Here is a 25,810-nt window from a genome sequence, read left to right as displayed (position 1 = left end):
CGTTATAGATGCGCTCAGCCTGTCTCATGCAGCCTATTTCCTTCTATTCCACCCGTTCTGTAAACAACCGGCCGGCGTAGTCACTGATCAGCTCACGCATGGCCAGCTTACTCCGCCATTCTGCCGGTATACCATCCAGCCCGTAATACGCTCCGGCGATCTGGCCGTAGACCGCCCCTGTGGTATCGGCGTCATTGCCCAGATTCACAGCGAGCAGTGCGCCCTCCGCAAAGCTGGAGGATTTGTGAAAAGCCCACAGTGCCGCCTCCAGCGACTCTACTACATATCCCGAGCCTTGGATATCAGGCGGCTCCTTGATCCGGTAGGAGCCATACTTAATATTCAGCATATGCGGCGTCAGGCTGTCTTCATTCAGCCAATCACGGTAAGCCTCCGGGGCCAGCATGTCCTGCTTGCTCCACCCGTGCAGTCCGGCAAGGATGTACGCCGCGAGCAGACGGCAGGCATCCAGACATTCAACTGCGCCATGCGTCGTTCTTGAACTGAGCGCCGCATAGCGGATAGCTTCTGCAGGATTCTCTGCGTAGTACATGACCACCGGCGCAAGCCGCATAATGGAGCCGTTCCCGGCAGAATGAGGATCCTCCGATCCGCTGAACCCTTCGCCGCCGGCTTCGAATTGATGCAGCGCTGCGCGTGTCGCATTGCCGATATCGAAACATTCGCCGGTACTGCTGAGCTCTCCTTCGCGGTACCACTTCACATAACGCTGCATCTGATCCACAGGATCAAATGCCTGCTTCGTAAGCAGACTCTCCGCAAGGCAGAGCGCCATTGACGTATCATCGGTCCACTGTCCCGGCTGGAGACCAAATACCCCGCCGCCGACAATATCCGTAAGCGGCTCAAAGGTTCCGGGTGCTTTGAACTCAGCGGTCGTTCCCAGCGCATCTCCAGCGGCCAGACCCTGCAGGCAGCCCTGGTAGCGGTCAGCATTCAATGTCATTTGGTTTCCCCCTTTTTCCTCCTTCTTACGCTTGCAGCTATACTATTGCTGATTAGAGCGATTACGGAGTACATGATGCCATAGAACAACGCACCGCTTCCGTCAAACAACACGTAGATGGATAACACGAACAGCGGCAACGGCAACAGGCATACCAGCAGGTTGAAACCCAGCTTAAGTCCCGAATCCGCAGCAAGAATCAGCACGGCTGTGGGATTCACCAGAACCAGCAGCAGCAGCCAGCTGCCAAGATCCTCCATTACCCCGGAACCGCCGCTTTGAAAATACGGGATCACCAGAAACAATACAAGATAGACTACAGTGTGAAGCAGAAGCTTGCGGGATAATGGCGTCAGGTTCAGTTTATTCACCGGGATACTTAAGCCCCCATTGTTCACGCACACCGTCCAGCAGCTTAAGAATCGCAACGGACTCATCCAGCGTCATCACCGGGCTTTCCGTCAGCCCTGCCTGGAGACAACGTCCCACTTCCTCAGCTTCAAAAGAATACCCGATCGAAGCACGGTCATCCTCAAAGGTCTCCACCAGCTCCCCGCCGATATACAGCTCAGCCGATTTCGGATTTACCAGCGTGCCTTTGACCACGATATAGCCTTCAGTTCCATAGACATAGGCTTCTTCATGCAGCTTCAGGCGAATCCCGCCGTTCAGGGAAGCCGACTTGCCATCCCCATAAGACAGCAGCAGGGAGAAGTGCTCGTCCACACCAGTCTCGCCGATATGTACGGTGCTGGAGACGGCTTCCGGGTGAGGTCCGAATACCATCGACGCGAAGGAGATGGGATAGATACCGACATCCAGCAGGGCTCCGCCGCCAAGGGCCGGGTTCAGCAGACGCCCCTCCGGATTCCAGTCCGCGCGGAAACCAAGATCCGCTTTGACCAGCCGCACTTCGCCGATACGCTCTGCTGCGAGCCATTCTCTAACCTTGGCATTGGCCGGAATATAGCGGCTCCACATAGCCTCCATCAGGAACAGCTTCTGCTGGCGGGCATACGCCACGATTTCTTCCAGCTCTGCACTGTTCACGGTAAAAGGCTTCTCACAGAGCACGGCTTTACCGGCACGCAATGCGAGCAGCGCATTCTCTTTGTGGAACGGATGCGGCGTTCCAATATAAATCGCATCCACTTCAGGATCGCTGACCAATTCCTCGTAGGTGGCATATGCCACAGGGATGCCGTGATTTCGGGCAAACTCATCTGCGCTTTCCTGAGTGCGTGATCCAACCGCATAAGCCACACCATTGCTGGCATGTGCCAAATCTGTAGCGAACTGATGGGCGATCCAGCCTGTGCTGAGAATGCCCCATTTTATCGTGTAAGCGTTATCTTCTGTCATTAGTTAAATCCTCCTCTTAAATGAAACTTAGTCCCTATGATTCTATCAAAATGTGCCTGGTGTGTACATGTTGCCCGCTTCCCGCCGTCCGCCGGGTTAATACTATCAGCCCCTGTTCTCCACCTGCAGCAGCAGAATCCGTTCCTTGAACCCGCCGCGGCGCTCCGCTTTGTCAGCACGGATCTGTTCCAGAATACCGCTGTCCCCGCCATGGGTTACCGCCAAAGCCCGGATGACTTCCAGCAGATCCGCCAGCTCCTCGAGCGCCTGTCCGTCATTGTCCTCCCGTAGATACTCTGCCAGCTCCTCATGTAGCTTCGCACGCAGCTCCCGTATATATTCCTCCTCGTCCATGATTCTTGTCCTGCAGGTTTGCCCGTTCGCCGCAATCAGCGCCGGTATTCCGTCACGCACCAGTTTCGGATAATCAGCCAATTTCATTGTCTCCTTCGGGATGTATTGAATTTATAGACATTTTTATGTACGATCTGCGGATTAATCCAACTACAAATCATAATCCATTGAATCAAACATAATCCATTGAAGCCAGCTCATACTTCAGAGGTGAAGCATTATCACCAGCAGTCACACCAATTTCCCTTTGTTCCGCCGGGCAGTGCCGCCTTCGAAATGGAGGGTGAAGAGTTTGTTCCGGACCCGCAATAGGGCATAGAGATTTCTCCTCTAGTACACCATCAAATGTTCAACAAATCAACTCATCCGCCGGTGAAAAGGACTGAGAATCCTCTATTCCAGTAAATCAGATGTATTCGCTAACCAAACGGACTCAGTTAATTGACGGTTCACACCCCGTATCGGGCATAAAAAACAAGATAAGTGATTCTAAGTCCGGTTCATTCCATATAAAGATAAAGGCACTATATAGATTGAACCGGGAAAATTCCACTGTGGGGATTAGCCGTGGCTGCAGAGAATGTTTGACTTCCGGCCACTGTTAGGTTTGTATATATATCCGAACCAAAAACTCTCCCCGTCAGCCGCGAATCCGCAGTGACGGGGAGAGCTTCTTATTAACAATCTAATCCTATATTATTTGCTCAGTACAAGCTCCAGGCGGACCTCAAGGTTATTCTCGGTATCCAGCACAATCGAATGCGGATTGCTCATGCCGAAATCTTCAAAGGTAACCATGGTTGTGCCCGACAGCATGAGCTGTCCGCCGCTGTATACGGCTTGCGAGTCAAACGTAACATCCTTCTCTATCCCCTTGACTGTCAGCGTACCCTGGAGCTCAACCGGCACCGCTGTGCCCTCCGTCCATTCCGCCGGAAGCTCCGAGAAGGAACTCACGGTAAATGTGGACTCCGGGAACTCCGTCACTGCCAGGAAGTCTGCTCCCTTGACATGCTCGTCCCGCTGGCCGTTGCCGGAATCCAGCGCACTCATCTCTACGGTTCCTTCGCCCGTCATCGAGCTGGCATCCTCCAGGTTCACATTCCAGTTTCCGGTAACGGAAGGGTCTACGAAGTTAACAGTTTCTTTGGAAGTTGTCACGGACCAGTAGACTTTGGACGTATCCGCAATGCTCCAGGCACCGTTCAGCTGCTCTGCCGTAACTGCAGCACCAGTCGCTGCCGCCGCGTTTGCAGTTCCCGCCTCCTGGGTTTCAGTTCCCTGATTCTGCGCAGGAATAACAGATTCGATCTCAACATTATTGCCCAGGCTATTGTTAAGTAACATGAATGCTGTGATGGCTCCTGCGATAACGACTACGGCTGCGATTAAGGCGATTGTTTTCTTCTTCATCTTATTCCCTCCATCCAATTCTCTGTATGCCCTATTAGGCTTGGTTCCCATTCTAACAAAGCAATATGTCGGGAAGAAGTCAAAGCACACCGGCCCGCAGTATGGTAGAATTGTCGTAATTTTAACTAACACATAGCCGTAGCCCTGGGAGAAGCATTCCCCGCCGGGACTGAGAAGGAGGCTGAATAGATGAAATCCATTCTGATTGTTGAGGATGAGGAGGCGATTGCCCGGGTGCTCAGTGCTTATCTGCGAAAAGCGGGCTTCCACGTCACCCGTGCCGCCGACGGCCGGAGTGCCCTGGAAGCCTTCGAGGTGGCGCCGCCCTCGCTGATTCTGCTCGATATTATGCTGCCGAACATGGACGGCTTCGAGCTGCTGGGACTGATCCGCGAGAAAAGCAGCTGTCCTGTCATTATGCTCACGGCCAGGGACGGCATCAATGACCGGCTGGCGGGACTGGACGGCGGTGCCGATGACTATATGTCGAAGCCGTTCATCCCCGAGGAGGTTGTCGCCCGCGTGAATGCGGTGCTGCGCCGCCCCTCGCAGTGGTCGGACGGCAGCCGCAAGCGTCATTTCGGCAGCCTGTTCATTGATTACTCTGCGCGCAGTGTGTTCTTGAACGGGGCCGAGGTCAGTCTTAGCCCGCGCGACATGTCGGTGCTGTTGTTCCTGGCGGAGCGCCCGAATCAGATCTGCACCCGGGACCAGCTGCTGGAGCATGTATGGGAAATGGATTACGAAGGAAGTGACCGGGCCGTTGATCTGTCCATCAAAAGACTGCGCCAGGCGCTCTCGCACTGGCCGGACAATGAAGGAGAGATCCGTACCCTGAGAGGAACAGGTTATCAATTATGGACAACATGAACAACAGAACAAAGAAACCCACTTCGATCCTCTCCTACTGGACCGTCCGTTACCTGCTGATTATCAGTATCGGGCTGCTGCTGACGGCGCTGGTAACCTTCTGGTGGATTCAGCAGGAGGCGATGAACAACCGGATGCAGACCACCGGCCTGCTGGCCCAGGAGATTGCCGACCGCAGCGTCGGCACGGACGGACAGCTCGCCATCACCCAGGGCCTCGACAAGCTGGTCGAGGCCCGCAAGCGGTTCTTCAAGGTAACCATGGAAATGTGCGTGATCATTACCGGACCTTCGGGCGAGCTGCTGTATTCCCAGCCTCCTCTGACGGATGAAGAGATGCGGCATAAGCTGAATGATACGCTGACGGATTCCCGCAGCCCGGAATTCAAGGCCGCCGCTGCGCAGATCCAGGGAGATCAGGGAACGCTCGGGCAGGTAATCGTCCTGCAGTCCAAACGTTCCCTGCGTCATATCCCGCAGGAAGAGATCACCTTCTTCTCGATCATCATTGTCTTCCTGATCATTTTAAGCTGGCTGACGATCTACCTCTTGTCGATCAAGCTGGCCAAGCCGATTCAGCGGGTCGCTGCCGCTGCTGCACAGATCAGCGGCGGCCAGTATAACATCGTGCTGGAGACCGGAGCCAAGGAGCGGGAAATCCATGAACTGCTGGTATCCTTCCAGGAGATGGCGGGCAAGCTGCAGCAGTTCGAGCAGTCCCGGGCCGTCATGCTGGCAGGAGTGTCCCATGAACTGAAGACCCCGGTCACCTCCATTAAAGGACTGCTTCATGCGGTCCGCGAGGGTGTGGTCGAGGGAGATGAGGCCGGGGAATTCCTCGATATCGCCTTACTCGAAGCCGAGCGGCTGCAGCGCATGGTCGCGGATCTGCTCGACTATAACGCGCTGACAGCGGGCATTGTTGCTGTCCGTCATGATAGGCTGGAGGCCGCTCCGCTGCTGGAGGAAATCCTCTATCAATGGAAGCTGACCCAAGGCGAGGATGTCTGCGAGCCCATCCTTCATCTGCCGGAGAGCCGGCTGTTTCTGCGGGGAGATCCGCTGCGTATCCAGCAGATTATCGTCAATCTGCTGAACAACAGCGTGCAGGCGAAGGCACAGGACCGCAAGCTTCAATTAACGCTGGAGCTTGCGGCCACGCCTCAGGGCAGCGCCGAAATTACGGTGACAGATAACGGATCGGGTATTCATCCGGAGAGCCGGGAGCTGATCTTCGAAGCCTTCTTCCGCAGCACTGCCAAGCAGAGCGTGCTGCGCGGACTCGGGCTAGGCCTGACCTTCAGCAGGCTGCTCGCCGAAGGCATGGGTGGCAGCCTTGAGCTGGGCAGCGCCCCGCAGCAGGGCTGCTCGTTCGTGCTGCGGCTGCCGCTTGCCGGTTGAGCCGGCTTAAGGGCCGTAACAGTTCCGGCAGGCTATATAGTCCACTGCCCGCCGGCATGGTATAATCAACTGACGAAAATGCGAACCGGAGGCTGCATATGCTTACTTTTGAACAGAAATTAGCTATTCTTGATTCCTACCCCCAGCTGGAACGGCGGAATGTCTCGCTTGGGCGGGTGAACTACCACTTCGAGGAGAGCCGGCATGACAAGAAGACCGTCGCTTCCCATCTCCACCCGAACGGCAACGGCTTCGTCTATGCCGGCCTGCTGCGTGGCTATGAGAGTGATGACAAAGGTCTGGTGAACATCAGGGATTATTCGGAAGCTGAACTGCGGGAACTGGTAAATGCTTCGATTACGTCTCTATCCATGTTCATTCCCGATGCCCCTGCTCCGGCCAAAAGAAAGAAAAAAGCGCAGACTGGTACTGAATCTCTATGGAAGAATGAGGATGGCCACACGCTGAGTCTAAGATTCGAGGAAGATCTGTGGTACCTGTATGCAGGCCTCCAGCTGGAGATGGCCTTCGAAACCGTAGAAGAAGCCGAGGAGTATTTGGCGGAAGAGGGATTTGTCCGGGAACAGGAGTAACTTCCTGATTACCCGCCAGCTTTCCTGTAAGGTACATTCAACGCAAAGCCTGTAAACCGCATTTTATCTGCGGAATACAGGCTTTTTAAAATCCTGCCCATAATACAACATTCCCCTCGTAATCCCGGCTATAATCGGAAATTGTTGTACAAAAGGCAGCATTCCTCTTCCCACATAGCATGAAGCGGGACAATTCTTGTATTTCATACAACAATCTGTCCGAACACCCAGGGATTTAGGAAGCTAAGTTGTACTACGTACAACAATTAAGCCCATTAAGCCTAAACCCTATGAAACATAAAAATTCCAGGTTCTCCCGGCAACGAATCCGGTATGGGCGGTTTATGTCTTTGGCAAATTTATAGTATTTATAGGGCAACCCCCTTATACTATAGCCAATGCTATGATTTCCATATTTTTCTTAAGGAGGATGAGCAATGAACAATCCGGAAGGCGGAGCGCCCTTTACGAATCCCGGAGGACCAAATTCAGATAACGGGCAACCGCAGCCCCAGCGCAGAACATCCGGGCAATGGGACAATCTGCTCCAGGATGAACGCGTCAGGCAGGCTAAGCAGGTCAGTAAACAGTACTGGGGATTCTTCTTGAGTGCTCTAACCCGTCCTTACAGTACGATGAAAGAGGTCCAGGCCGCCCAATTATTGAACAGTCTGATTACATTTGGACTGACGGTAATACTATCAGCACTATATTTTCTCACCTGGTTCATCAAATGGGATATCTCGCCAATCATAGGCCCCGGATTTCTGAAGCCGCTTCTATTAACGGCTGCAGGAATTGCCGTTGGCTGCGGGACTACTTATGCCGCACTCCGGCTGGAGAAAGTCAGCTTTGATCTCAAGCTGCTGATCGCAAGATTCGGCACTCTGCTCGTTCCCGCTGTAGCGCTGCTGGTTCTGGCTATCCTGTCGCTGATCCTCAGCCTGTATTCCTTCTCGGTTCTCCTGCTTATTCTGTCCTTTCTTTTCGTCTTTGTCAGCATCAACACCGTGGCGTTTCAATATCCGCTAAACACCTCCAACCGCGGAATCGATACCCTATACCTGATTGCCACTGCAAACGTTGCAACCGGATATATATTCTACAAGCTGGTAATTTCGGTATTGGCCGGAGCAGCCTACGGACTGTTCAACAGCATGTCCCCCTTTGGCCTGTAAACATGTAATCAGCATTGCCATGACCAAACAGGAGGACCCGGTGTACGGGTCCTCCTGTTCTGTATGATTTATATTGGGGCCTGTTACTGGGTTGCCGGCATTTGAGCCTCCTGCGCCTCCAGAGCTTCCTGCGGAACCTTGATCTCCGTGATCTTGTTATGATCGCTAATGGTTGCCTTCATCTTCATATCCATCGAGACGGTCTGTTCACCGCTGCTCATATCCATGACCAGATTAACATCCGATGAAGTCGGGAAATAAGTCTTCTTGTCCACGGTGTAAGCGATGTTCATGCTCTTGATATTCATCTGCTCCATCATCGCAGTCATCTGGCTGTCTACACTTCCGCTCTGGTTCAGATAGCTCTTCGCCAGATTCTTGACTTCTTCGCCAGATACTTCTGCTGTTATCAGATAATTGTCACCTTCCTCGGTGATTTTCGTCTGGTCAGCAATTTGGTTGAACTGCTCCAGCTGCTTCTCAGGATTTGCAGACTGCTGCATGGCAGCGGTCAACTGGTCAGTCATCGCAGCCGGCATCTTAACCCACTGCCCGTTCGTCAGCGAGAAGAAACCGTCTGCGGTTACGTACTGCTCCATCTTCTGTTCTCCCTGGCCTGCCAGAGTCATAACGATCTCCTGATGCATTTCCAGCGGATCTTTAGTATATTCAGCTTTCACTGCCATCTCAATGGCTTGTTCCTGATTGGTTTCGCCCTGCTTAACCACCATATTCTGCTGAATTTGCGAGTTCATGGCGAAGCTCTTCAATTCCGATTGTGCAGCAGCCGTCTTCTGCAGCAGTTCCTCCAGAGCCGGAACGCCGGCGGATGTCTGTTCGGCTGGGGCTGTAGTGGCGGTAGTACCGGCAGCTGCTGCCGGGGCTTCAGAAGCATCAGCAGCCGGCTGAGCCGTTTCATTGTTGCCGCATGCGGTTAAGGCAGCAGACAGAATAACCCCCATGAATAATGCAGTCCATTTTCTCAAGTTGTAATCCTCCTAATCGTTATTGGCAAGATGTGTTAGTGCATGTCAACTATTAACCACGGGAGATACGCCTCTAACATTTCTTTAAGAACTAACATGAACTGTAAGAGTAACCCGGACAGCAAAAACAACACTATGAAGACAGGGAAAACTATGGTTAGATGAAGGAGAAAACCTATAACCTAGAGGGAAAGAAGCGTGAACCCGCATGAGTTTTGAAATCGTAGAGGCTACCCTACCGGAGATTCAGGCCGCTCTGGATTCCGGAGAAATCACTTCCAGACAATTAGTCCTTATGTATCTTGAACGCATTGCAGATCATGACAAAAACGGCCTGACGATCAATTCCGTGCTGGAGATTAATCCGGATGCGCTGTTCATCGCTGAATCCCTGGACGTGGAACGACAGCTTCAGGGGCCCCGGGGACCGCTGCACGGTATACCGGTATTGCTGAAGGACAATATCAACACAGGGGATAAAATGCATACCAGTGCGGGTTCGCTGGCTTTGGCGGATTCTTTTGCCCAGGAGGATGCCTTCATTGTTACCAGGCTGCGCGAAGCCGGGGCGATTCTTATGGGCAAGGCCAACATGACGGAATTCGCCAATTTCATGACGAACGGCATGCCCTCAGGCTTCAGCTCCCGGGGCGGTCAGGTGCTTAACCCTTACAATATCTCCACGCCGACAGGCGGCTCCAGCGCCGGATCTGCAGTGGCGGTTGCCTGCAATTTCTGCGCCGTGTCCGTAGGAACGGAAACCTCGGGCTCGATCCTCAATCCCGGCAACCTTGGATCGGTCATCGGCATCAAGCCTACTGTAGGAATGATCAGCCGCTCCGGCATTCTTCCGCTCTCCAATACGCAGGATACCGCCGGACCTATGGCGAGAACCGTCCGCGATGCTGTACTTCTGCTGAATGCCCTGCTTGGACAGGACGACAGCGATGCCGCAATGGGTACGAATACAGGCAGACTGCATGCGGATTATACGGTCTTCCTCGATGCAGACGGCCTGAAGGGTGCGCGCATCGGGATTCCGCGGGATTATTATTTCGAGGAGCTTACAGACGAACAGCTCGCGCTGTTCAATGCCTCAGTGGACAGAATGCGCGAGCTCGGGGCGACCATTATTGATCCGGCTGAGATTACAACTGCACGGGAGATCAGCTATTCCTCAGTGGTGCTGAATGAGTTCAAAACCTCACTTAACGCCTATTTGGCAAAACTGGGCCCGGGCGCTCCCATGCGAACCCTGAAGGATATCATTGATTTCAATCATGCCCATCCGGTAGAGACACTGAAGTTCGGGCAAGCCACCCTGCTGGATGCCGAATATACCACCTCCGGTACCCTCACGGAGCCGCAGTATCTGCGTGACCGTGCGACGGATCTGCGGCTCTGCAAGGAACTGGGTATCGATGCCACTATGCGGGAGCATCAGCTGGATGCCCTCTTATTCCCGGCTGACTTCGGCGCACGAATCACGTCAAGAGCCGGTTACCCGTCCATTGTAGTACCGTCCGGCTACACATCGGCTGGCGCTCCCTTTGGCGTAACCTTCTCGGCACGGGCTTATGAGGAACCGGTGCTCATCCGGCTGGCTTATGCCTACGAGCAGAATTACAAGGTCCGCAAGGCGCCTTCGCTGCAGAGCTTCATCTAAAATTTTCTTGTAAGCCGCCTAATCGGCGGCTATGCCCATGTGCCTGTTGCCTTCATGGGACAGGCCCCAGGTGCGTAGTTCATAGCTGCGGATACCCGATAGTACATAGGGGTCCCGCCCGGCAATCTCTGCTGCCTCTTCACGGGAAGCGGCGCGGATAATGACCATTCCGCCGGGACTGTCACTGAAGGGCCCGCACAGCACCAGCTGTCCACTGCGCTCCAGCTCCTGCAGATGTCTGACATGCGCCCGGATGATATCCATATCTCTGCGGTCCTGTGCAGTCGGGCTCAGCAATATTACATAACAAATATCCTCTTCAGCCTGCTTTTCACTCAACCTGCTCTCCTCCTCATTCGTAACCGCGCTGGCTCTCTTCGTCGGCAATGTTCTGAATCTCCTCTGCATGCATCAGATAGAGTTCATAATCACCTTCAGCATGCAGCTTCATTGCCCGTTCCTTGGTGAATTTCGCACTGCCTTCCGCAGCATCCTCGTCGTAGAACAGCAGAATCCCGTCGCTTTTGCGGAACAGCAGATCATCTCTCGCCCTGAACTGCCAGCTGCCGTCATAGGGTGCATTACTCACAGCTCCGTAGTAGTCTGCTCCGGCAATAATACGGCGGTATTCATTCTGCTTCTCTTCCTTCCACTTCTCTTCCGGGGCTGCATGGGCTGTAATGATCCCCAGCTTCAGTCCGGGGTATTGCCGTTTCAGCTCAAGCACAACCTCGCAGGCCCATAGATCGACGCCGTATTGGCCGGGAGTGATAACCCACTCCACCCCATCTTCTATCAGCGGAACGAGCCGGTTGGCGAGCGCTTTTTTGATATAAGGAATCCCCTGATGTTTGCTGTCGTAAATCCCGAGCTCATGCGCACGGTAGCCTGTTACCAGTAAGGTTTTCATGTGCTGCCTCTTTCCTGAACGCTTCATTCCTGTTCTCTGTCAAATCCACTCTATTATGCATTATATAACATTTCACCAAGCGATACTTCCGGGAAAGCTCTGCCTAACTTTAAGCTTGTTTTCAGGAGCGTCTGATATATTGTCCTCCAGGATAGTGTTAAACCTAATCCCAGGCTTTTTATGCCAGCATTATACGACAACAGGCGATGAAGTTTATACACACCATACAGTTTAGGAGGACTATGAATATGAAAAAACATGTGCCTTATATGATGGCCGGCAGCCTGCTTGCTGCGATCCTGCTTGCCGGCTGCAGCTCGGATACAGCTCCGGCGGCAGCAACCTCAGGCGACATTCAGACAGCCCAGACCCAGAGCGGCAGCGAGGCGGCTCAGCCGGACGGGACTGCCGGGGCAGGCCAGAACCGGATGGACCGGGCCGGGATGAATATCGGCAAAATCAAGAGCATCAGCGGAAACACCATCACAATCTACACCGCTGATATGCCGGCACGGCAGCAGAACGGCGGAGAGGGAACCGCACCGGAGGGCGGGGCAGCGGCTCCCGGCAACGCGGCAGGCGCCCAGGCGGAGGGGCAAGGTACTCCCCCTGAAGGCGGACAGCCCACAGACGGGGGAGGAAAGGACTCTGCGCAGGGCGGCGGACGTCAAGGCGGCGGCATGATGGGTGGCGGCATGATGCAGAACTTCTCCGAAGAGACCACCGATATCACAACCGGAAGTGATACCCAGTACGTATCGGTCACCTTCGACAACGGCGCTCAGACGGAGACAGCACTCTCCCTGTCCGATCTGAAGGCTGACGACATTATCCAGTATACGCTGAAGACGGATACTGCCGAGGCAGAGAAAATCACGCTCAGTACAGGAGGCTTCGGCGGTGGTGGAATGGGCGGCGGCGGACGGGGTCAAGGCAAGGCACCGGCAGGCGATGCCGCGGCAAGCGGCTCGGCTACCGGCAAGTGACGGTAAGAGCCCGCCTCCAGTAGTCCGGTGACCCGGTGTTCGGTAATTCCGGAGGCCATCACGTCAGCCATCTCCCGATTCATACGGACTGTATGGCGTCCGATACCTGGCGGAAAGGCGGCACCCGTCATTCCATTAAATTCTTATCTTAAATAAAAACCGGAGGCGCTTCCACAAGAGCACCTCCGGTTTTTATTTATATTTTTCAGAGAAATGACTAAATCGAAGCAAACTTTGGAAAACTTCATTAACACGGATTCTTAATTTCTGCGGCTGGGGGATGATCAGATTGCTTGCTACCATTGTATCCTATATACCCGGCTGGGCAATCTTTGGTCAGGCGGGTGTTGCGCTGCTCGTTCCGCTTGTCCTCGGATACTTGTATAAATCATTGTACCTGCTGGTAGGTAGCGGACGGGGGCAGTCTGGCTACGGCACCAAAACCGTTCCCCGGTCACAAGCACAGTCTGCAGCTGGGGCAAAATCTGGCACACCGGCTTCAATCCCCTTCAGCGGCAACTATACTACCGACCTGCTGGCGGTGAAGAACGCTATCGGTGCCAACAGTGACCTGCATATCCGGGAATTCACGATCGCGAATGGCGGAGGCCGGGGAGCGCTGATCTACGTAGACGGCATGCAGAATGACAGGATTCTTAATATGCGGATTATGCAGTTCCTGATGTACGAGATACCCGCCGGCCCGGTGTCTTCTGCAGAGATTGCCAACCAGCTGCTGCCCTTCAGCCAGCTTAATGAAGCGGACAGTGTGGAGAGCTTCAATAAATCTGTCCTCTTCGGCCACACGGCCCTGCTGATTGAAGGATTGCCCGGTGGTCTGCTGATTGAGCTGCCCGGAGGAGCCAACCGCACGATTGGGGAGCCGGTCTCTGAGGCCCTGCTGCGCGGGCCTAGACTGGGCTTCTCTGAAGTATTAAGCGAGAACACCTCCATGCTCCGGCGCCAGGGCTTCAGTGACCAGCTCGAGATGAAGACCTACCGGGCAGGCAACACCATTCAGCGGGATATAGTCCTGGCCTATATGAAGGATATCGTCAATCCCGAGCTGCTGGAGGAGGTTACGAACCGCATCCGCAAAATCGATATCGATTTCCTCGCCGAATCCGGCTATATCGAGCAGCTGATTGAAGACAACTATCTCAGCCCCTTCCAGCAGGTCCAGGATACTGAACGGCCGGACAGGGTCATTAGCGCCCTCTTGGAGGGACGGATTGCGATTCTGCTGGACGGAACACCGTTCGCACTGATTGTACCGGTTACCTTCAGTATGCTGCTGCAATCGCCGGAGGATTATTATGAGCGGTGGCTTCCCGGCACACTGCTGCGGCTGCTCCGTTTTGCATCGGCCTTCCTGGCGCTGATGGCCCCGTCCCTGTATATCTCGTTCATCTCCTTTCATCCGGGGCTGATACCGACGGAGCTGGCGATCAGCATCATTAAGACCCGGCAGGGTGTGCCTTTTCCTTCATTAATTGAAGTGCTGATTCTGGAAGTCGCCATCGAGATTCTGCGGGAAGCCGGCATCCGGCTGCCGAAGCCGATCGGCCCGGCCATGGGTATCGTCGGCGGTCTGATCATCGGGGATGCTGCAGTTCAGGCGGGCATCGTCAGCCCTTTTCTGGTCATAGTGGTTGCTGTCACGGCTATCTCGTCTTTCGCTATTCCCATGTACAGTGCGGGAATCACACTCCGGCTGCTGCGCTTCGCCGGCATGCTGTTCGCAGCAGTGCTCGGAATGTACGGCACCATTCTATTCTTCCTGCTAATCTGCTGTCATCTCACCAAGCTCAAAAGCTTCGGTGTACCTTATCTGACGCCGGTATCCCCTTTCCGGCTGAGTGATTGGAAAGATCTGTTCCTGCGTGCTCCGATGGCTCTGATGAAACGCAGACCGGTGATGATGAAAACCAAACAGGATAAACGAAAATCATAACCGCGCCTGCGCGCAAGGAGGAAGAGGACTTAATGTTCGTACGCACCGATGATAAAATCACGGCTACACAAGCGGCCGTTTTCTTGAACAATACATTGCTTGGCGCGGGGATTCTTACGCTTCCGCGCAGTGTGAGCGAATCAGTCAAAACCCCTGATTCCTGGATATCCGTCCTGCTAGGCGGAGCCATTGTGATGCTGGTTGTATTCATTATGGTGAAGATCAGCCAGCAGTTCCCGGGCAAAACTGTATTTCAATATGCCGCTCAGATTACAGGCCGGGTATTCGGCGGATGCCTGTGTTTGCTGCTGGTTCTTTATTTCATCATTATTGCCGGCTTTGAAATCCGCACGCTGGCCGAGGTCACCTTGTTTTTTCTGCTGGAGGGAACCCCCATCTGGGCAGTCATCCTTCCTTTTCTCTGGCTCAGCACCTATCTGGTATACGGAGGCATTAACTCTATTGCCCGGGCCTTTACGATTGTGTTCCCGATTAGCATTATGATACTGCTCATTTCCTTTATACTCAGCGTACGGCTGTTTGATATCAACCATCTGCGTCCCGTGCTGGGCAACGGATTGCCTCCTGTATTCGCAGGGTTGAAATCCACTGTGCTCGTATTCACCGGTATAGAAGTTACGATGACACTTGTAGCATTCATGGAGAAGCCCAAACTGGCGGTCAAAGCCATGCTTGGAGGCCTCGCGGTCTCGCTGGGGCTCTATTTCCTGACCGTGATCATGGTTATCGGGGGCATTTCCGTTAATTCCGCCATCACCAGTACCTGGCCTACCATCGATCTGATGCGCAGCTTCGAGGTGCCCGGTTTTTTCTTCGAGCGTATGGAATTCCCGTTCATGGTCATCTGGCTGATGCAGATGTTCTGCAACTTCAGCAGCTTCTTTTTCCAGTCCACGCTTGGCATTTCACAGATCTTCAAGATTAAGGTTCATCCGATTATTTATGCTATGGTTCCCGTTCTGTTCCTATCGGCGATGCTGCCCAAATCCATGACCGATCTGTTCGCACTCGGGGATGCCATCGGCAAAATGGGGATTGTACTGTTCCTGCTGCTGCCTGTGCTGCTCTCGGTTATCTGGCTCATCCGTGTGAAGGGGCTGAAGCAGCATGTGTAGACGGAGATTCTTCCTTATGCTGTGCTGTCTGATGCTTCTCGCCACTCAGACCTCCTGCTGGAGCAGCAAGGAGATTGAAGATCTGGCGTTATACTCCGGCCTGGCTCTGGATGTCGGGGAGCCCACCGTGACGGAGCAGGCGCTGGAGGATCAGGGGGCGACTTATCCCAAACGGAATACAATTACAGCCACCATACAGCTCGTTCCGGCAAATTCCGTAGGAGGGACAGGTCGTCAGAGCAGCAGTAGTAGTAGCAGTGATGCTCCCTATCTGAATGTAACGGGCACAGGAGATTCTTTGCTGGAAATATTCCGCCAGTACTCGCTCCGCCTGGACCGGCCGATTATCGGGCATCACCTTAAGGTTATTGTGGTCACGACCGAGCTGCTTAAGCAGGAGAAAATAAATCAGTTAATGGACTTTGTGCTTCGTGATAATGACATCCGCCCCAGTACGATGGTGTTCTTAAGTCAAGGCCAGGCAGTGCAGACGCTGGTTTCCAAACAAAAAAATCAAATTCCCTCATTTCATATCAGGGATATGATTCATAATCAGAGACGGACAAGCAAGGTGCTGGACCCGGTCATTTTATCCAAAATGGATGCCCTGATGTATTCCAAGCGAAGCTTTGCGCTACAAAATCTGGTGACGGCGAATGGCGAAGTAGAATTCTCGGGTGCAGGTATTATTAAAGGAGATACCGGGCACTGGGTAGGGGCGTTGAACCAGGAGGATACCGAATGTCTGTCCTGGCTCACCAACGAGGGCAAGACCGGGGTCATCAAAACCCACGACTGGAACAATCAGCCGATGACCTATGAAATGAAGGCTATGAAAAGTAAAATCACTGCCGTCACCGACGGCGGCAATCTGGCCTTTGACGTTAAAATCACAACGGAAGGAAGGCTCAGCGAAACCTGGAACGCCGAGGAATACCCTTCCGCCACAAAGCACGCACAAAAAGCAGAAAAGCTGTTCAAGGAAAAGCTGGAGCAAATGATGCAGGCGCTGATTCAGAAGCTGCAGTCCGACTACAAGGCCGATGTCGCCGGATTCGGCGACAGGCTCAGTATCCAGAAGCCGGCATTATGGAGAAAGTCAGAGGACCACTGGGATGATGTATTCAGCCGGACCCCCATTCATATCAATGTTGAGCTGAAGATTACGGAATTCGGCTCCTTTACCAAATAAGATGGCAAAAACGCCGTCGCCCCTAGCGTACGGGCGGCGGCGTTGCAATATGCCTTCTCTAAATTACTGTTTATCCGACAGAATCATTACTCCGCGGCCCGGCACTACAGTGGAACCGCTGCATTTCTTGCCTGTCAGCAGATCTGTCCGCTCGCCGGTGCCGATATCTGCACTAAGCTCCTCTGCGGAATGATTCAGCAGGAACAGGTAGGATACGCCTTCCTTCACCCGCTGAACGGATTCAATGCCTTCCGGCGCATTCACCAGCGGGACAATGCCGTTCTCTGCGCTCACCGTAGCCAGGAATGCGCGCAGGAACGCAGCATCGGGACTGGTGGCTACATAATAGGCTTTGCCTTCGCCGAAGCGGTTCACGGTCAGGGCCGGCATCCCCTTATAGAAGTCAGTGCCGTACTGTGCAAGTACTTCCGCACCTTCGGAATGAATCAGATCGCAGAGCAGACCGCAGGAATAGGAACGGTTAAGCTGACCCCATTCCTGGTTCATCACAATTTCATTGCGCATATCCGGCAGCAGGGCATCAATCTCTTCAGCCCAGATGCCCAGCACCTTGCGCAGCTCGCCAGGGTAGCCTCCAACGGTAACCAGATCGTTCTCGTTAACGATACCGCTGAAATAGGTTGTAATGAACGTTCCGCCCGCTTGAACGAAGGCTTCCACCTTCGCGGCAAACCCCGGTTTGATCATATACATCACCGGTGCGATTACAACCTTGTACTTCGTTAAGTCCTCTTCTACGCCAATCATATCCGCTTCAATATTCTGCTGATACAGTGCATCATAATAGCTGTGAATCTCCTTCACATAATCCAGTGCTACGGTCGGGCCGCTGGAGAGATCAAGCGCCCAGCGGTTCTCCCAGTCATAGATAATCCCGATCTGCGCCGCACTGCGTGCATCCAGCAGCTCATCGCCCAGCTGCTCCAGCTCCCGGCCAAGCTCGGCACATTCACGGAATACCCGCGTATGCTCATGTCCGACATGCTCAATGACCGCACCGTGATACTTCTCGCATGCACCGATAGACCGGCGCAGCTGGAAGAACAGCACTGTATCTGCGCCGCGCGCCACCGCCTGGTAGCTCCACAAGCGCATCACACCCGGACGCTTCACGGAATTGTAAGGCATCCAGTTCTGCTGGCTTGGCGTCTGCTCCATCAGCATGAACGGCTGGCCGTTCTTCAGCCCGCGCATGAGATCATGCGTCATGGCTGTATGGCTGACCGGTGTGTCCAGAGCCGGATAGTTGTCCCAGGAGATAACATCCATATATTTAGCCCATTCGAAATAATCCAGCTCCGGATAGAAGCCCATCAGGTTAGTGGTAATGGGAATACTCTTGCTCTGTTCCCTGATTGCGGCATGCTCAAGCTTATAGCATTCCAGCAGGCTGTGGGACATGAATCTGCGGTAATCCAGCGAAATCCCCTGGAAGTTCGTCCGGTTGCCGTTCCACTCTTCACTGAGCTCGTTCGGGACTACGATCTCTTCCCAGTCATAGAAGGTATGGCCCCAGAAACGGGTATTCCAGGCTTTGTTCAGCGCATCAAGTGATCCGTAACGCTCCTTCAGCCAGACGCGGAAGGCCGCTTCAGACTGCTCGGAATAATCATATCCGCCGTATTCATTGGAGATATGCCAGATCAGCAGCGCCGGATGATCCTTGTAGCGTTCCGCCAGCTTGCCAGCCAGCCGTGCAGCATATTCACGGTACACCGGGCTGTTCGGATTAGAGTTATGGCGTCCGCCGAATTTGCGCTTTCTGCCCTGGACATCCACCCGTGTAACCTCAGGATAGCGGTGAGCCATCCAGGCCGGATGCGCACCGGTTGCGGTAGCCAGACATATATAGGTTCCATTCTTATATAGACGGTCGATTAATGCATCCAGACCGCTGAAATCGTACGTATCCTCAGCGGGCTGAAGCGTTGCCCAGTTGAACACATTGATCGTAGCGACATCGATACCTGCCAGCTTGAACATCCGTTCATCCTCTGCCCATACCGGGGCATCCCACTGCTCCGGGTTATAATCTCCACCATACCAAACCTTCGGCAATTTCTCGTTGATCATACTTTGCACATCCTTTATAGTATAAGTATATTCTTATTTTAAGCATTAAAATAAGCGCTTTATATATAAAATAAAAAACCTATCATATAATAATATGGAACTACAGGAGTTGACATTTATGCCAGTTAGCACCGTGCGCAGAATCGTGTTCGCTCAGGAGAGCGGACAGCAGCTTCCGATTGCCCTGGATAGTATGGGCTATAACCCCGATCAGGAGAAGGTCTCCCGCCCGCAAGGCTATCATACCTATCACTGGCTGCAAACCGCGTACGGTGAAGGCATCATTCATTTCGATAACAAAAAGATAACACTCGCTGAAGGCAGCGGCATTCTGCTGATGCCGGGTATGCCGCACGGCTATGAATCCCTCTCTTCCGAGGTATGGTGCACCTATTATCTCACCTTCGGCGGGACTTCAGCCCGGCATATTCTGGATTCGCTCGCGATGAATACCAATCTTCTGTACCGCTGGGAGAATGAATCACCGCTCCGCCATATGCTGAAGGAGATGCTCGACCGCCATGATGCTTCAAGCGACATGTTCAATCTGGGTGAATCTACCGACGCCTACCGTTTCCTGCTGACGCTGAACAAATACGGGCAGCTGCACAATAACACAGCGATCTCCCGCAATGTGGACAAGCTGCAGCCGCTGCTGAAATGGATGGACAGCCACTACGGCGATCCCGAGGTCGGTCTCTATGATCTCGCTGGCCAGCTCGATGTATCCGGGCGCTATCTGAACAGCCTGTTCCTGCAGACGTTTGGCCTCTCCCCTTATGCCTATTTCGTCCGGCTGCGAATCCGCAAGAGCAAGGAGCTCCTTGTCACCCAGCCTGCGCTTACGGTAAAAGCAATCTCACAGCGCGTCGGCTTCCGCGACGTCAGCCACTTCGTGGCTACGTTCCGCAAGCAGTCGGCGATTACGCCGGAGCAGTTCAGGAAGCTGCATTAATTCTCCCGCCCAATCCGGGACAAGCACTTTGGTTATATGATTTATCTGGCCTGATTTCGGTACCGCATCCCTTCCAGACTGACAGCCCCCAGATTTTCAGTTTCTCCTTACTCTCATAGCGAAAAAAGCTTCTGTCCGGCTTTATACGTCCACGTATCTCCGGCTTCGTCGTATGTCCAGTTCTCTATCTTCCCCATATCCCGCGTCGCAAGTTCAAGTTCAGTGATAGTTGTATTCTGTACAATTAAAAACAGCGAAAAGGTATGCTTGTCTCTTATAACTGTAGTCTGTACAACTATATTTGCCCGATTGGTGAAAATGAAGGTTCAAATGGCCGTTTAATTGTACGAAATACAACTAAACGGATAATCGGTTGTAAATCAGACGATTTAGTTGTACGAAGTGCAATTAAGCATATCTCACCCCATACCGTAATCGGGTCACTGTAAACGATTGGGCGGGACGAATAGGTGCGCCGGGTATAGGCGTAGATGATGACTTTGGTGAGCCTTTCAGGAGGGTAGCTGTCGCGGCCGCCACCGGGAATAGGCAACGTCAAAGAGGGTGTCGTTCAGCCGGTTGACGGCTGCACTCACTATACGAACGAGGTGGTTCAAAGGTGAGTCCCCTGAAAGCTTTCTGTAGGAAAGCTCATTTCGAAAGCATTCGCAGGCTCCGGATTGTCTCCGCTAAGTGAAATGAAAAAAAGTCTGGAGAGCACAGCGCCCCAAACAACGGTCCGTTCGCAGAGCGTCCATCCAAGTGCTCACGTTGATCCTGCTTAAAAACAGAGGGCTATCCCAAAGCCAATATATGGCTTTTGGGACAGCCCCAAGAAAGATAAAGGAACACCTTGCCCACAATCTCCAGAAGGATGGACCAGGTACATGCGGTATGCTTCATCTGTCACTTAACAGTTCTGCCGCTGTCCGCCGTCATATCTGCCCCGCTCACCGCTTCAGGCAGCCCTGCCTTAAGCTCCTCTATGAACTCCCGGAAAGCACTCGTCATATAGAGATCGCGCCGCCGGATGAACACCGTCGGGACCTCCGCATACTTCTCCGGGAACGGATAAATGCGGATGCCTTCCGTTACATTCATCCGGGTGAAATAGGATAAAGGCAGCACCGCATAGCCGATTCCCGCTTTCACGCAGCCGAGGAGTCCCTCCATCGTCCCGAATTCCATCACCTTGCCCAGCCGGCCGCCCTCTTCGGCGAGCCATTTCTCCAGCCTGCTCCGGTACAGGCACTCTGAATTCAGCATCAGCAGTGTCTTGTCATGTACAGAGCGGATGCCCTGATAATCCATCGTATCCGGAATGACAAGTCCGATCCGCTCATGGATGAGCAGCTCCTGGACAATCTCCGGATGCTCAACCGGTCCGTCGAGAAAGGCTCCGTGCACGGTATGCTGCAGGACAGAATCAATAAGCTCCCCCGCCCGTCCCACCTGCAGATGAACTTCAACATCAGGGTAACAGACCCGGTAAGCGGATAGGATGGCAGGCAGCCTTACAGCAGCCGTCGTATCCGAGCCGACCGTTATCGAGCCTTTGGGCACCGGCGAATCCAGCACCGCCTGTTTGGCTTCATCCAGTAGCTTAAGAATCCTGACCGTATATTCCATGAACGTCTGTCCAGCTGAAGTCAGCGTGATCCCCCGGCTATGACGGTAGAAGAGCGGAGTCTTCAGCTCCTGCTCCAATTGCTGAATTCTGGCTGTCACATTCGACTGCACATAGTTTAGGCTTTGGGCTGCTTTAGAGATACTACCTTCTTCAGCAACCGCCTGAAATACTTTAAGAAGACCCATATCCATACCGCATCTCTCCCCCGGATCACCCATCAGCCACAGTGATGGCCACCATCATTTCCCTTCATTATACATGATCCGCTTCGTAGATTATGATGAAAATATAAAAGAAACACTCTGCCTCTGCCGGATGGCACAAACTAATAAGGAGTGATTATGATGGGAAATAAACAATGGAATTTCAAGATCCCCGGGAACCCGGATGGTAAAGAATTAACTATAGATACGAATCAAATCACAACGGTCTATGACCTGCTGGACATGCTCCGGCAAGAAGAGCTTCAGACTCCGCAGAAGGAACAGCAGCCAGGATTGAATCCTCCGCAATCCAGAGCAGTGGTAATCCCCTTGATCTCGCGCATGCTGGACAAGAGACGCCATCCTTCCGCCTGAGTGTCAACACCCCGCCAAGCTTCAGCCTTCAGCCGTGAGTCTCCAGAATTTCTACACCATATGCCGCAAGCTCTACCGGACCAGATATCGGGGTACCGGTAAGAGCGCTGCGGTAGAGCCTGTCTAACCCCACCGTCTGAGACGTCCGGCTGAGATTCAGCAGAAACAGCAGCTCTCCCTTTGATCCTGTGCGTGTGAAGGCCTGCACGCCGTCCGGCAATTCCGGGAACAGCGTTAGTCCCGCATCCGGTGCGATATCCCCCAGAAGCTTCAACCAGTAACTCTCCTCCGCATGGGTACCGATATAATAAACCCTGCCCGCCCCGAAGCGGTTCACCGTAACCGCAGGAGCACCGGCAAAGAAATCATCCTCATACCAGGCGATCGCCTCGGCTCCCTCCGGCCGCAGAATGTCGCACCACTGGCTGCATTCATACCGGGTTCCGTCAGAGCCGCGAAGCAAGTGGACCTCGCCTCCGACCGGATCATATTCCTCCACCGTTACGCCAGCCGCCCGGGAGAAGAGTCCCGGCAGCGGCTGCATCATACAGATGTTGTTCATATTCTTAACACCGCTGCGGCTGGTAAGGATTACTGTACCGCCTCCTGCTGCAAAGTCCTCCAGCAATTGCGCGGCTGCTTCATCATGCAGATACAGGCTTGGGGCAATCACCAGCTTGTATCCCGCTAGCGGCTGCCGCCAGCCTATGATATCACAGCCGATACCATGCCTGGTCAGCGCCCGGTGGTACTGCTTAATGTTCTCATAGTAGTCCAGCCCTTCCGCCTGGGGCTGAATACGCAGCGCCGCCATCTGCTCATGCGAATACAGGATAGCCGCCTGGCTAATAACCCGGGTCCCCTCCAGCAGCGGAGCCAGACCGTTCACCTCGCTGCACAGCTGCGCGAATTCGGTAAATCTCCGCCCGGGCACATTGCTGTGGTCAATCAGCCCGTGCCAGAACTGCTCCGCTCCGGCAGCCGCGCTTCTCCAGCGGAAATGCACCACGGTATCCGCACCTCTGGCAATTGCCTGCCAGCTGTACGCGCGGATGAGCCCCGGATAAGGTGTCCGCCACATCGGGAACCAGCAGCCCGGCGGACCGCTGAGCTGCTCCATGATCCAGAAATTGCGGCGTTTGATGCCCCGGGTCAGATCCAGGGATAACGCCCCGCTGTATGGCGCGGTCGCCTGCTTCTGCGGCGAGGGGTTCGGATAATAGTCGAAGGACGCGACATCAAGATCCTCGGCCAGCCCGTGCATATCCAGCCGCTGCGGATAGCTGTGGAAATTGTGGGTGATGAAGTGCTGCGGGCAGATCGCGCGCAGCACCTCCGTCTGCGTCTTCTGGAAGGCAACCGCCGCCTCCCACTGGAACCGCTGGAAATCCAGCAGCATCGAAGGGTTCTGGAACGGCGAGCCGCCATAAGGAACCGTCAGTTCATCCCAGCTGCTGTACTCCCCGCTCCAGACCACAGTTCCCCACTCTGCATTCACTTGTTCCGTGGTGCCGTACTTCTCCCGGACCCAGCTGCGGAACGCCAGGTTGCAGCTGTCACAATGGCAATCCAGCATGCCGAATTCATTGTCCGTCTGCCAGCCGGTGACAGCAGGATGGCTGCAGTAATGAAGGGCCAGCGCTTCAACAATCCGGGTGCCATACTTACACAGCGATGCGCTGTTGTAACAGCGGTGTCCGCGCACGCCCGGATGGTACACGCCTCCATCGGCATATACCGGCAGCACATCCGGGTAAGCGGAGGTCAGCCAGCGCGGCGGTGTCGTTGTCGGCGTCCCGATGACAATCTGAATCCCATACGCATGGAACAAGTCCAGCGCCCGGTCCAGCCAGGCGAAATCAAACTTCCCTTCCTCCGGTTCAAGCCGGCTCCAGGCAAACTCCGCGACCCGGACTACTTTGACTCCGGTTTCCTTCATTAGCCTGATATCGCTCTCCCACATAGACTCGTCCCAGTGCTCGGGATAATAGTCCACACCGATCTGCACCTTGCTGTAGTTGTTCAGCTCCATAACCTCCATCAGCTCCCTCTCCTCATTCATGCACAGACACTTTATAAATAGAGTATATCTCAGCCAGCCGCCTGTTTTCTGGATAACCCAAAGGACGCCCCCGCCTCACCTCATATGCTGAGATAGACTGGAGCGTCCTGGCAAATCCACTTTATCCGGGTTAGGTCCCTAGAAGGACTCTCTGTTTAGTATTACATTAGAATGATTTGCTTGCAGGTACTGATTATTTCTTCAGCTTGTCCCAACCCGCCTGCATGCCTTTTTCCCAGCCGGCTTCATCCACTTTGCCCGCGATCAGCTCTTGGATGCTGCTTGCGAATTCTTGAGTTACACCATCAGGGAATTTCGAAGCCTGCAGACCGTAAACTTTACCTTCTTGAACATAGTTCCATACATCGGAACCAAGCTGGCCTACATCTTCAGTTGTTACTGGAATAGTCGACAGGGCAGGGATGAATTTCCACTTTTTAGAGATATATTCTTTACCCATGTCAGAAGTTACGAGCCAGTTCAGGAAGGTTTTAGCTTCTTCCTTAGATCCGGAATCCTTGTTTACGACCAGGTTCGCCGGAACACCTACAGACAGCTTATCGTTCAACTCAGGATCGTCACTGATTGGCATAGGGAACATGCCGATGTTCATGTCAGGCGTAATGTTATCAACCAGCGTCTGCGCCCAGTTTCCTTCTTGCATCATAGCGGTTTCGCCATTGGCGAACATAGCCAAGTGAGTGTTGGCATCTGTAGTCAGAGGATTCTTCTGGCCGTATTTCACAGTCAGGTTAAGCAGGTTGCTCCAATCCTTGAATTTCTCGTTGCCCACGATGGTGGAAGTTCCGGCGTTCAGGCCGCTGATGAATTCATCTACATTATCCTGCTGTGCAAAAGCTACGCTAATGCCCTGGATCCCCAGCAGCCACCATTCCTGATATGCGTTGCCGAAAGGAATAACGTCGATCGCCTGCAGCTTTTTAGCCGCTTCTTCCAGCTCAGTGATCGTTTTTGGCGTTTCAGTGATACCGGCTTTCGCGAACAGGTCCTTGTTGTATACATAACCGATACCTTCAAGGTTCATCGGCATACCATAGGTTTTACCGTCTCTGGTCATAGGCTCTGCAGCCAAAGGAATCAGATCCTTGACCCAAGGCTGATCGGACAGATCCTCGATCTTGTCTCCCCACAGATCGAATTCAGCGTAACCGCCGTTGGAGAAAATATCTGGAGCGTCGCCGGAAGCGAACTTAGTCTTCAGGGCTGCCGCATAGTCAGCGCCGCCGCCGACAGTCTGGATATCCAGCTTAATGTTAGGATATTCCTTCTCGAACTCAACCTTAAGCTCGTTGAGGCCTTCTACGATTTCGGTTTTGAACTGGAAAATCTTAACCGTTTTCACTTCACCGGAGTTGCCAGCACTTCCATTTGATGCATTATTTGAAGCGGTATTGTTGTTACCGCCGCATGCTGCAAGCACGACAGACATCAGCATGACGCTGGACAGCATCACTGCAGAGCGTTTTTTCATCATTTTTATTTCCCCCTTGAATAAGTTAACTG

General features: G+C 53.5%; 23 protein-coding genes and 1 pseudogene. 11 read left to right on the top strand and 13 right to left on the bottom strand.

What is annotated here, in order from left to right; all coding sequences use genetic code 11:
* Positions 1–43 precede the first annotated feature (43 nt).
* The 5 genes from P40081_RS05195 to P40081_RS05175 all read right to left on the bottom strand — a co-directional run bounded on the left by P40081_RS05195 (position 44) and on the right by P40081_RS05175 (position 4,096).
* Positions 44–967 (bottom strand): ADP-ribosylglycohydrolase family protein, encoded by a 924-nt coding sequence (locus tag P40081_RS05195; RefSeq protein ID WP_042133835.1) that lies wholly within the window; start codon positions 965–967, stop codon positions 44–46.
* Positions 964–1,338, bottom strand: coding sequence for a hypothetical protein (locus P40081_RS05190; protein WP_042133833.1), 375 nt, complete (start codon positions 1,336–1,338; stop codon positions 964–966). The genes P40081_RS05195 and P40081_RS05190 overlap by 4 nt, the downstream gene beginning before the upstream one ends.
* Complete coding sequence (locus P40081_RS05185; RefSeq protein WP_042133831.1) at positions 1,331–2,329, bottom strand: Gfo/Idh/MocA family protein; 999 nt, start codon at positions 2,327–2,329, stop codon at positions 1,331–1,333. Before P40081_RS05185 ends, P40081_RS05190 begins: the two co-directional genes overlap by 8 nt.
* Before the next feature lie 105 nt (positions 2,330–2,434).
* Positions 2,435–2,764, bottom strand: coding sequence for a nucleoside triphosphate pyrophosphohydrolase (locus P40081_RS05180; protein WP_156118529.1), 330 nt, complete (start codon positions 2,762–2,764; stop codon positions 2,435–2,437).
* 615 nt (positions 2,765–3,379) lie between these two features.
* Entirely contained in the window at positions 3,380–4,096 is a 717-nt protein-coding gene (locus P40081_RS05175) for a YceI family protein (RefSeq protein ID WP_042133828.1), read from the bottom strand.
* A 189-nt stretch (positions 4,097–4,285) separates the two neighbouring features.
* Here P40081_RS05175 and P40081_RS05170 point away from each other — a divergent pair, with 189 nt between their 5' ends.
* The 4 genes from P40081_RS05170 (at position 4,286) to P40081_RS05155 (ending at position 8,137) form a co-directional block, all read left to right on the top strand.
* A complete protein-coding gene (locus P40081_RS05170) occupies positions 4,286–4,966 on the top strand; it encodes a response regulator transcription factor (protein ID WP_042133826.1) in 681 nt (226 codons plus the stop codon).
* Positions 4,954–6,366, top strand: coding sequence for a sensor histidine kinase (locus tag P40081_RS05165; RefSeq protein WP_042133824.1), 1,413 nt, complete (start codon positions 4,954–4,956; stop codon positions 6,364–6,366). Before P40081_RS05170 ends, P40081_RS05165 begins: the two co-directional genes overlap by 13 nt.
* A gap of 98 nt (positions 6,367–6,464) precedes the next feature.
* Positions 6,465–6,959: a hypothetical protein gene (locus tag P40081_RS05160; RefSeq protein ID WP_042133822.1), complete on the top strand. Its 495-nt coding sequence runs from the start codon at positions 6,465–6,467 to the stop codon at positions 6,957–6,959.
* Positions 6,960–7,396: 437 nt separating this feature from the next.
* Positions 7,397–8,137, top strand: coding sequence for a hypothetical protein (locus P40081_RS05155; protein WP_042133820.1), 741 nt, complete (start codon positions 7,397–7,399; stop codon positions 8,135–8,137).
* 83 nt (positions 8,138–8,220) lie between these two features.
* Here the strand turns inward: P40081_RS05155 and P40081_RS05150 are convergent, their stop codons facing one another.
* Entirely contained in the window at positions 8,221–9,123 is a 903-nt protein-coding gene (locus P40081_RS05150) for a DUF6612 family protein (RefSeq protein WP_042133818.1), read from the bottom strand.
* A gap of 208 nt (positions 9,124–9,331) precedes the next feature.
* On the opposite strand from P40081_RS05150, the gene P40081_RS05145 reads away from it, so the two are divergent.
* Positions 9,332–10,789, top strand: coding sequence for an amidase family protein (locus tag P40081_RS05145; protein WP_042133816.1), 1,458 nt, complete (start codon positions 9,332–9,334; stop codon positions 10,787–10,789).
* A gap of 18 nt (positions 10,790–10,807) precedes the next feature.
* On the opposite strand, the gene P40081_RS05140 is transcribed toward P40081_RS05145, so the two are convergent.
* Together P40081_RS05140 and P40081_RS05135 are read right to left on the bottom strand one after the other, a co-directional pair.
* The gene (locus P40081_RS05140) at positions 10,808–11,128 is read right to left on the bottom strand and encodes a YciI family protein (protein WP_052421675.1); all 321 of its coding nucleotides are present in this window, start codon (positions 11,126–11,128) and stop codon (positions 10,808–10,810) included.
* A gap of 13 nt (positions 11,129–11,141) precedes the next feature.
* A complete protein-coding gene (locus P40081_RS05135; protein ID WP_042133814.1) occupies positions 11,142–11,699 on the bottom strand; it encodes an SLOG family protein in 558 nt (185 codons plus the stop codon).
* A 248-nt stretch (positions 11,700–11,947) separates the two neighbouring features.
* Between P40081_RS05135 and P40081_RS05130 the strand changes: the two genes are divergently transcribed.
* The 4 genes from P40081_RS05130 (at position 11,948) to P40081_RS05115 (ending at position 16,967) form a co-directional block, all read left to right on the top strand.
* The gene (locus tag P40081_RS05130; protein ID WP_042133812.1) at positions 11,948–12,685 is read left to right on the top strand and encodes a hypothetical protein; all 738 of its coding nucleotides are present in this window, start codon (positions 11,948–11,950) and stop codon (positions 12,683–12,685) included.
* 280 nt (positions 12,686–12,965) lie between these two features.
* Positions 12,966–14,639 (top strand): spore germination protein, encoded by a 1,674-nt coding sequence (locus P40081_RS05125; RefSeq protein WP_442950221.1) that lies wholly within the window; start codon positions 12,966–12,968, stop codon positions 14,637–14,639.
* 32 nt (positions 14,640–14,671) lie between these two features.
* Positions 14,672–15,775, top strand: coding sequence for a GerAB/ArcD/ProY family transporter (locus P40081_RS05120; protein WP_042133808.1), 1,104 nt, complete (start codon positions 14,672–14,674; stop codon positions 15,773–15,775).
* On the top strand, positions 15,768–16,967 hold the full coding sequence (locus tag P40081_RS05115; RefSeq protein ID WP_042133806.1) for a Ger(x)C family spore germination protein: 1,200 nt from the start codon (positions 15,768–15,770) through the stop codon (positions 16,965–16,967). Before P40081_RS05120 ends, P40081_RS05115 begins: the two co-directional genes overlap by 8 nt.
* Positions 16,968–17,030: 63 nt before the next feature.
* Here P40081_RS05115 and P40081_RS05110 read toward each other — a convergent pair whose 3' ends face one another.
* On the bottom strand, positions 17,031–19,061 hold the full coding sequence (locus P40081_RS05110; protein WP_042133804.1) for a beta-galactosidase: 2,031 nt from the start codon (positions 19,059–19,061) through the stop codon (positions 17,031–17,033).
* A gap of 118 nt (positions 19,062–19,179) precedes the next feature.
* On the opposite strand from P40081_RS05110, the gene P40081_RS05105 reads away from it, so the two are divergent.
* A complete protein-coding gene (locus P40081_RS05105; RefSeq protein WP_042133802.1) occupies positions 19,180–20,016 on the top strand; it encodes an AraC family transcriptional regulator in 837 nt (278 codons plus the stop codon).
* Between the two features lie 451 nt (positions 20,017–20,467).
* Here P40081_RS05105 and P40081_RS39995 read toward each other — a convergent pair.
* Both P40081_RS39995 and P40081_RS05100 read right to left on the bottom strand, forming a co-directional pair.
* Positions 20,468–20,651: pseudogene (locus P40081_RS39995) on the bottom strand (IS1182 family transposase); the annotation flags it as partial.
* Positions 20,652–20,922: 271 nt separating this feature from the next.
* Positions 20,923–21,837, bottom strand: a complete 915-nt coding sequence (locus P40081_RS05100) for a LysR family transcriptional regulator (protein ID WP_042133800.1) — start codon at positions 21,835–21,837, stop codon at positions 20,923–20,925.
* 150 nt (positions 21,838–21,987) lie between these two features.
* On the opposite strand from P40081_RS05100, the gene P40081_RS05095 reads away from it, so the two are divergent.
* Entirely contained in the window at positions 21,988–22,224 is a 237-nt protein-coding gene (locus P40081_RS05095; protein ID WP_144026175.1) for a hypothetical protein, read from the top strand.
* A gap of 28 nt (positions 22,225–22,252) precedes the next feature.
* Here the strand turns inward: P40081_RS05095 and P40081_RS05090 are convergent, their stop codons facing one another.
* Both P40081_RS05090 and P40081_RS05085 read right to left on the bottom strand, forming a co-directional pair.
* Positions 22,253–24,265, bottom strand: coding sequence for a beta-galactosidase (locus P40081_RS05090; protein WP_331281705.1), 2,013 nt, complete (start codon positions 24,263–24,265; stop codon positions 22,253–22,255).
* 214 nt (positions 24,266–24,479) lie between these two features.
* On the bottom strand, positions 24,480–25,781 hold the full coding sequence (locus tag P40081_RS05085; RefSeq protein ID WP_081969826.1) for an ABC transporter substrate-binding protein: 1,302 nt from the start codon (positions 25,779–25,781) through the stop codon (positions 24,480–24,482).
* Positions 25,782–25,810 lie beyond the last annotated feature (29 nt).

This window comes from Paenibacillus sp. FSL P4-0081 (assembly GCF_000758565.1).
In the GTDB taxonomy this organism is placed as follows: Bacteria; Bacillota; Bacilli; order Paenibacillales; family Paenibacillaceae; genus Paenibacillus_AQ; species Paenibacillus_AQ phytohabitans.
The sequence above is the reverse complement of the archived record's forward strand: the minus strand, read 5'-3'. Positions and strand labels throughout refer to the sequence as shown.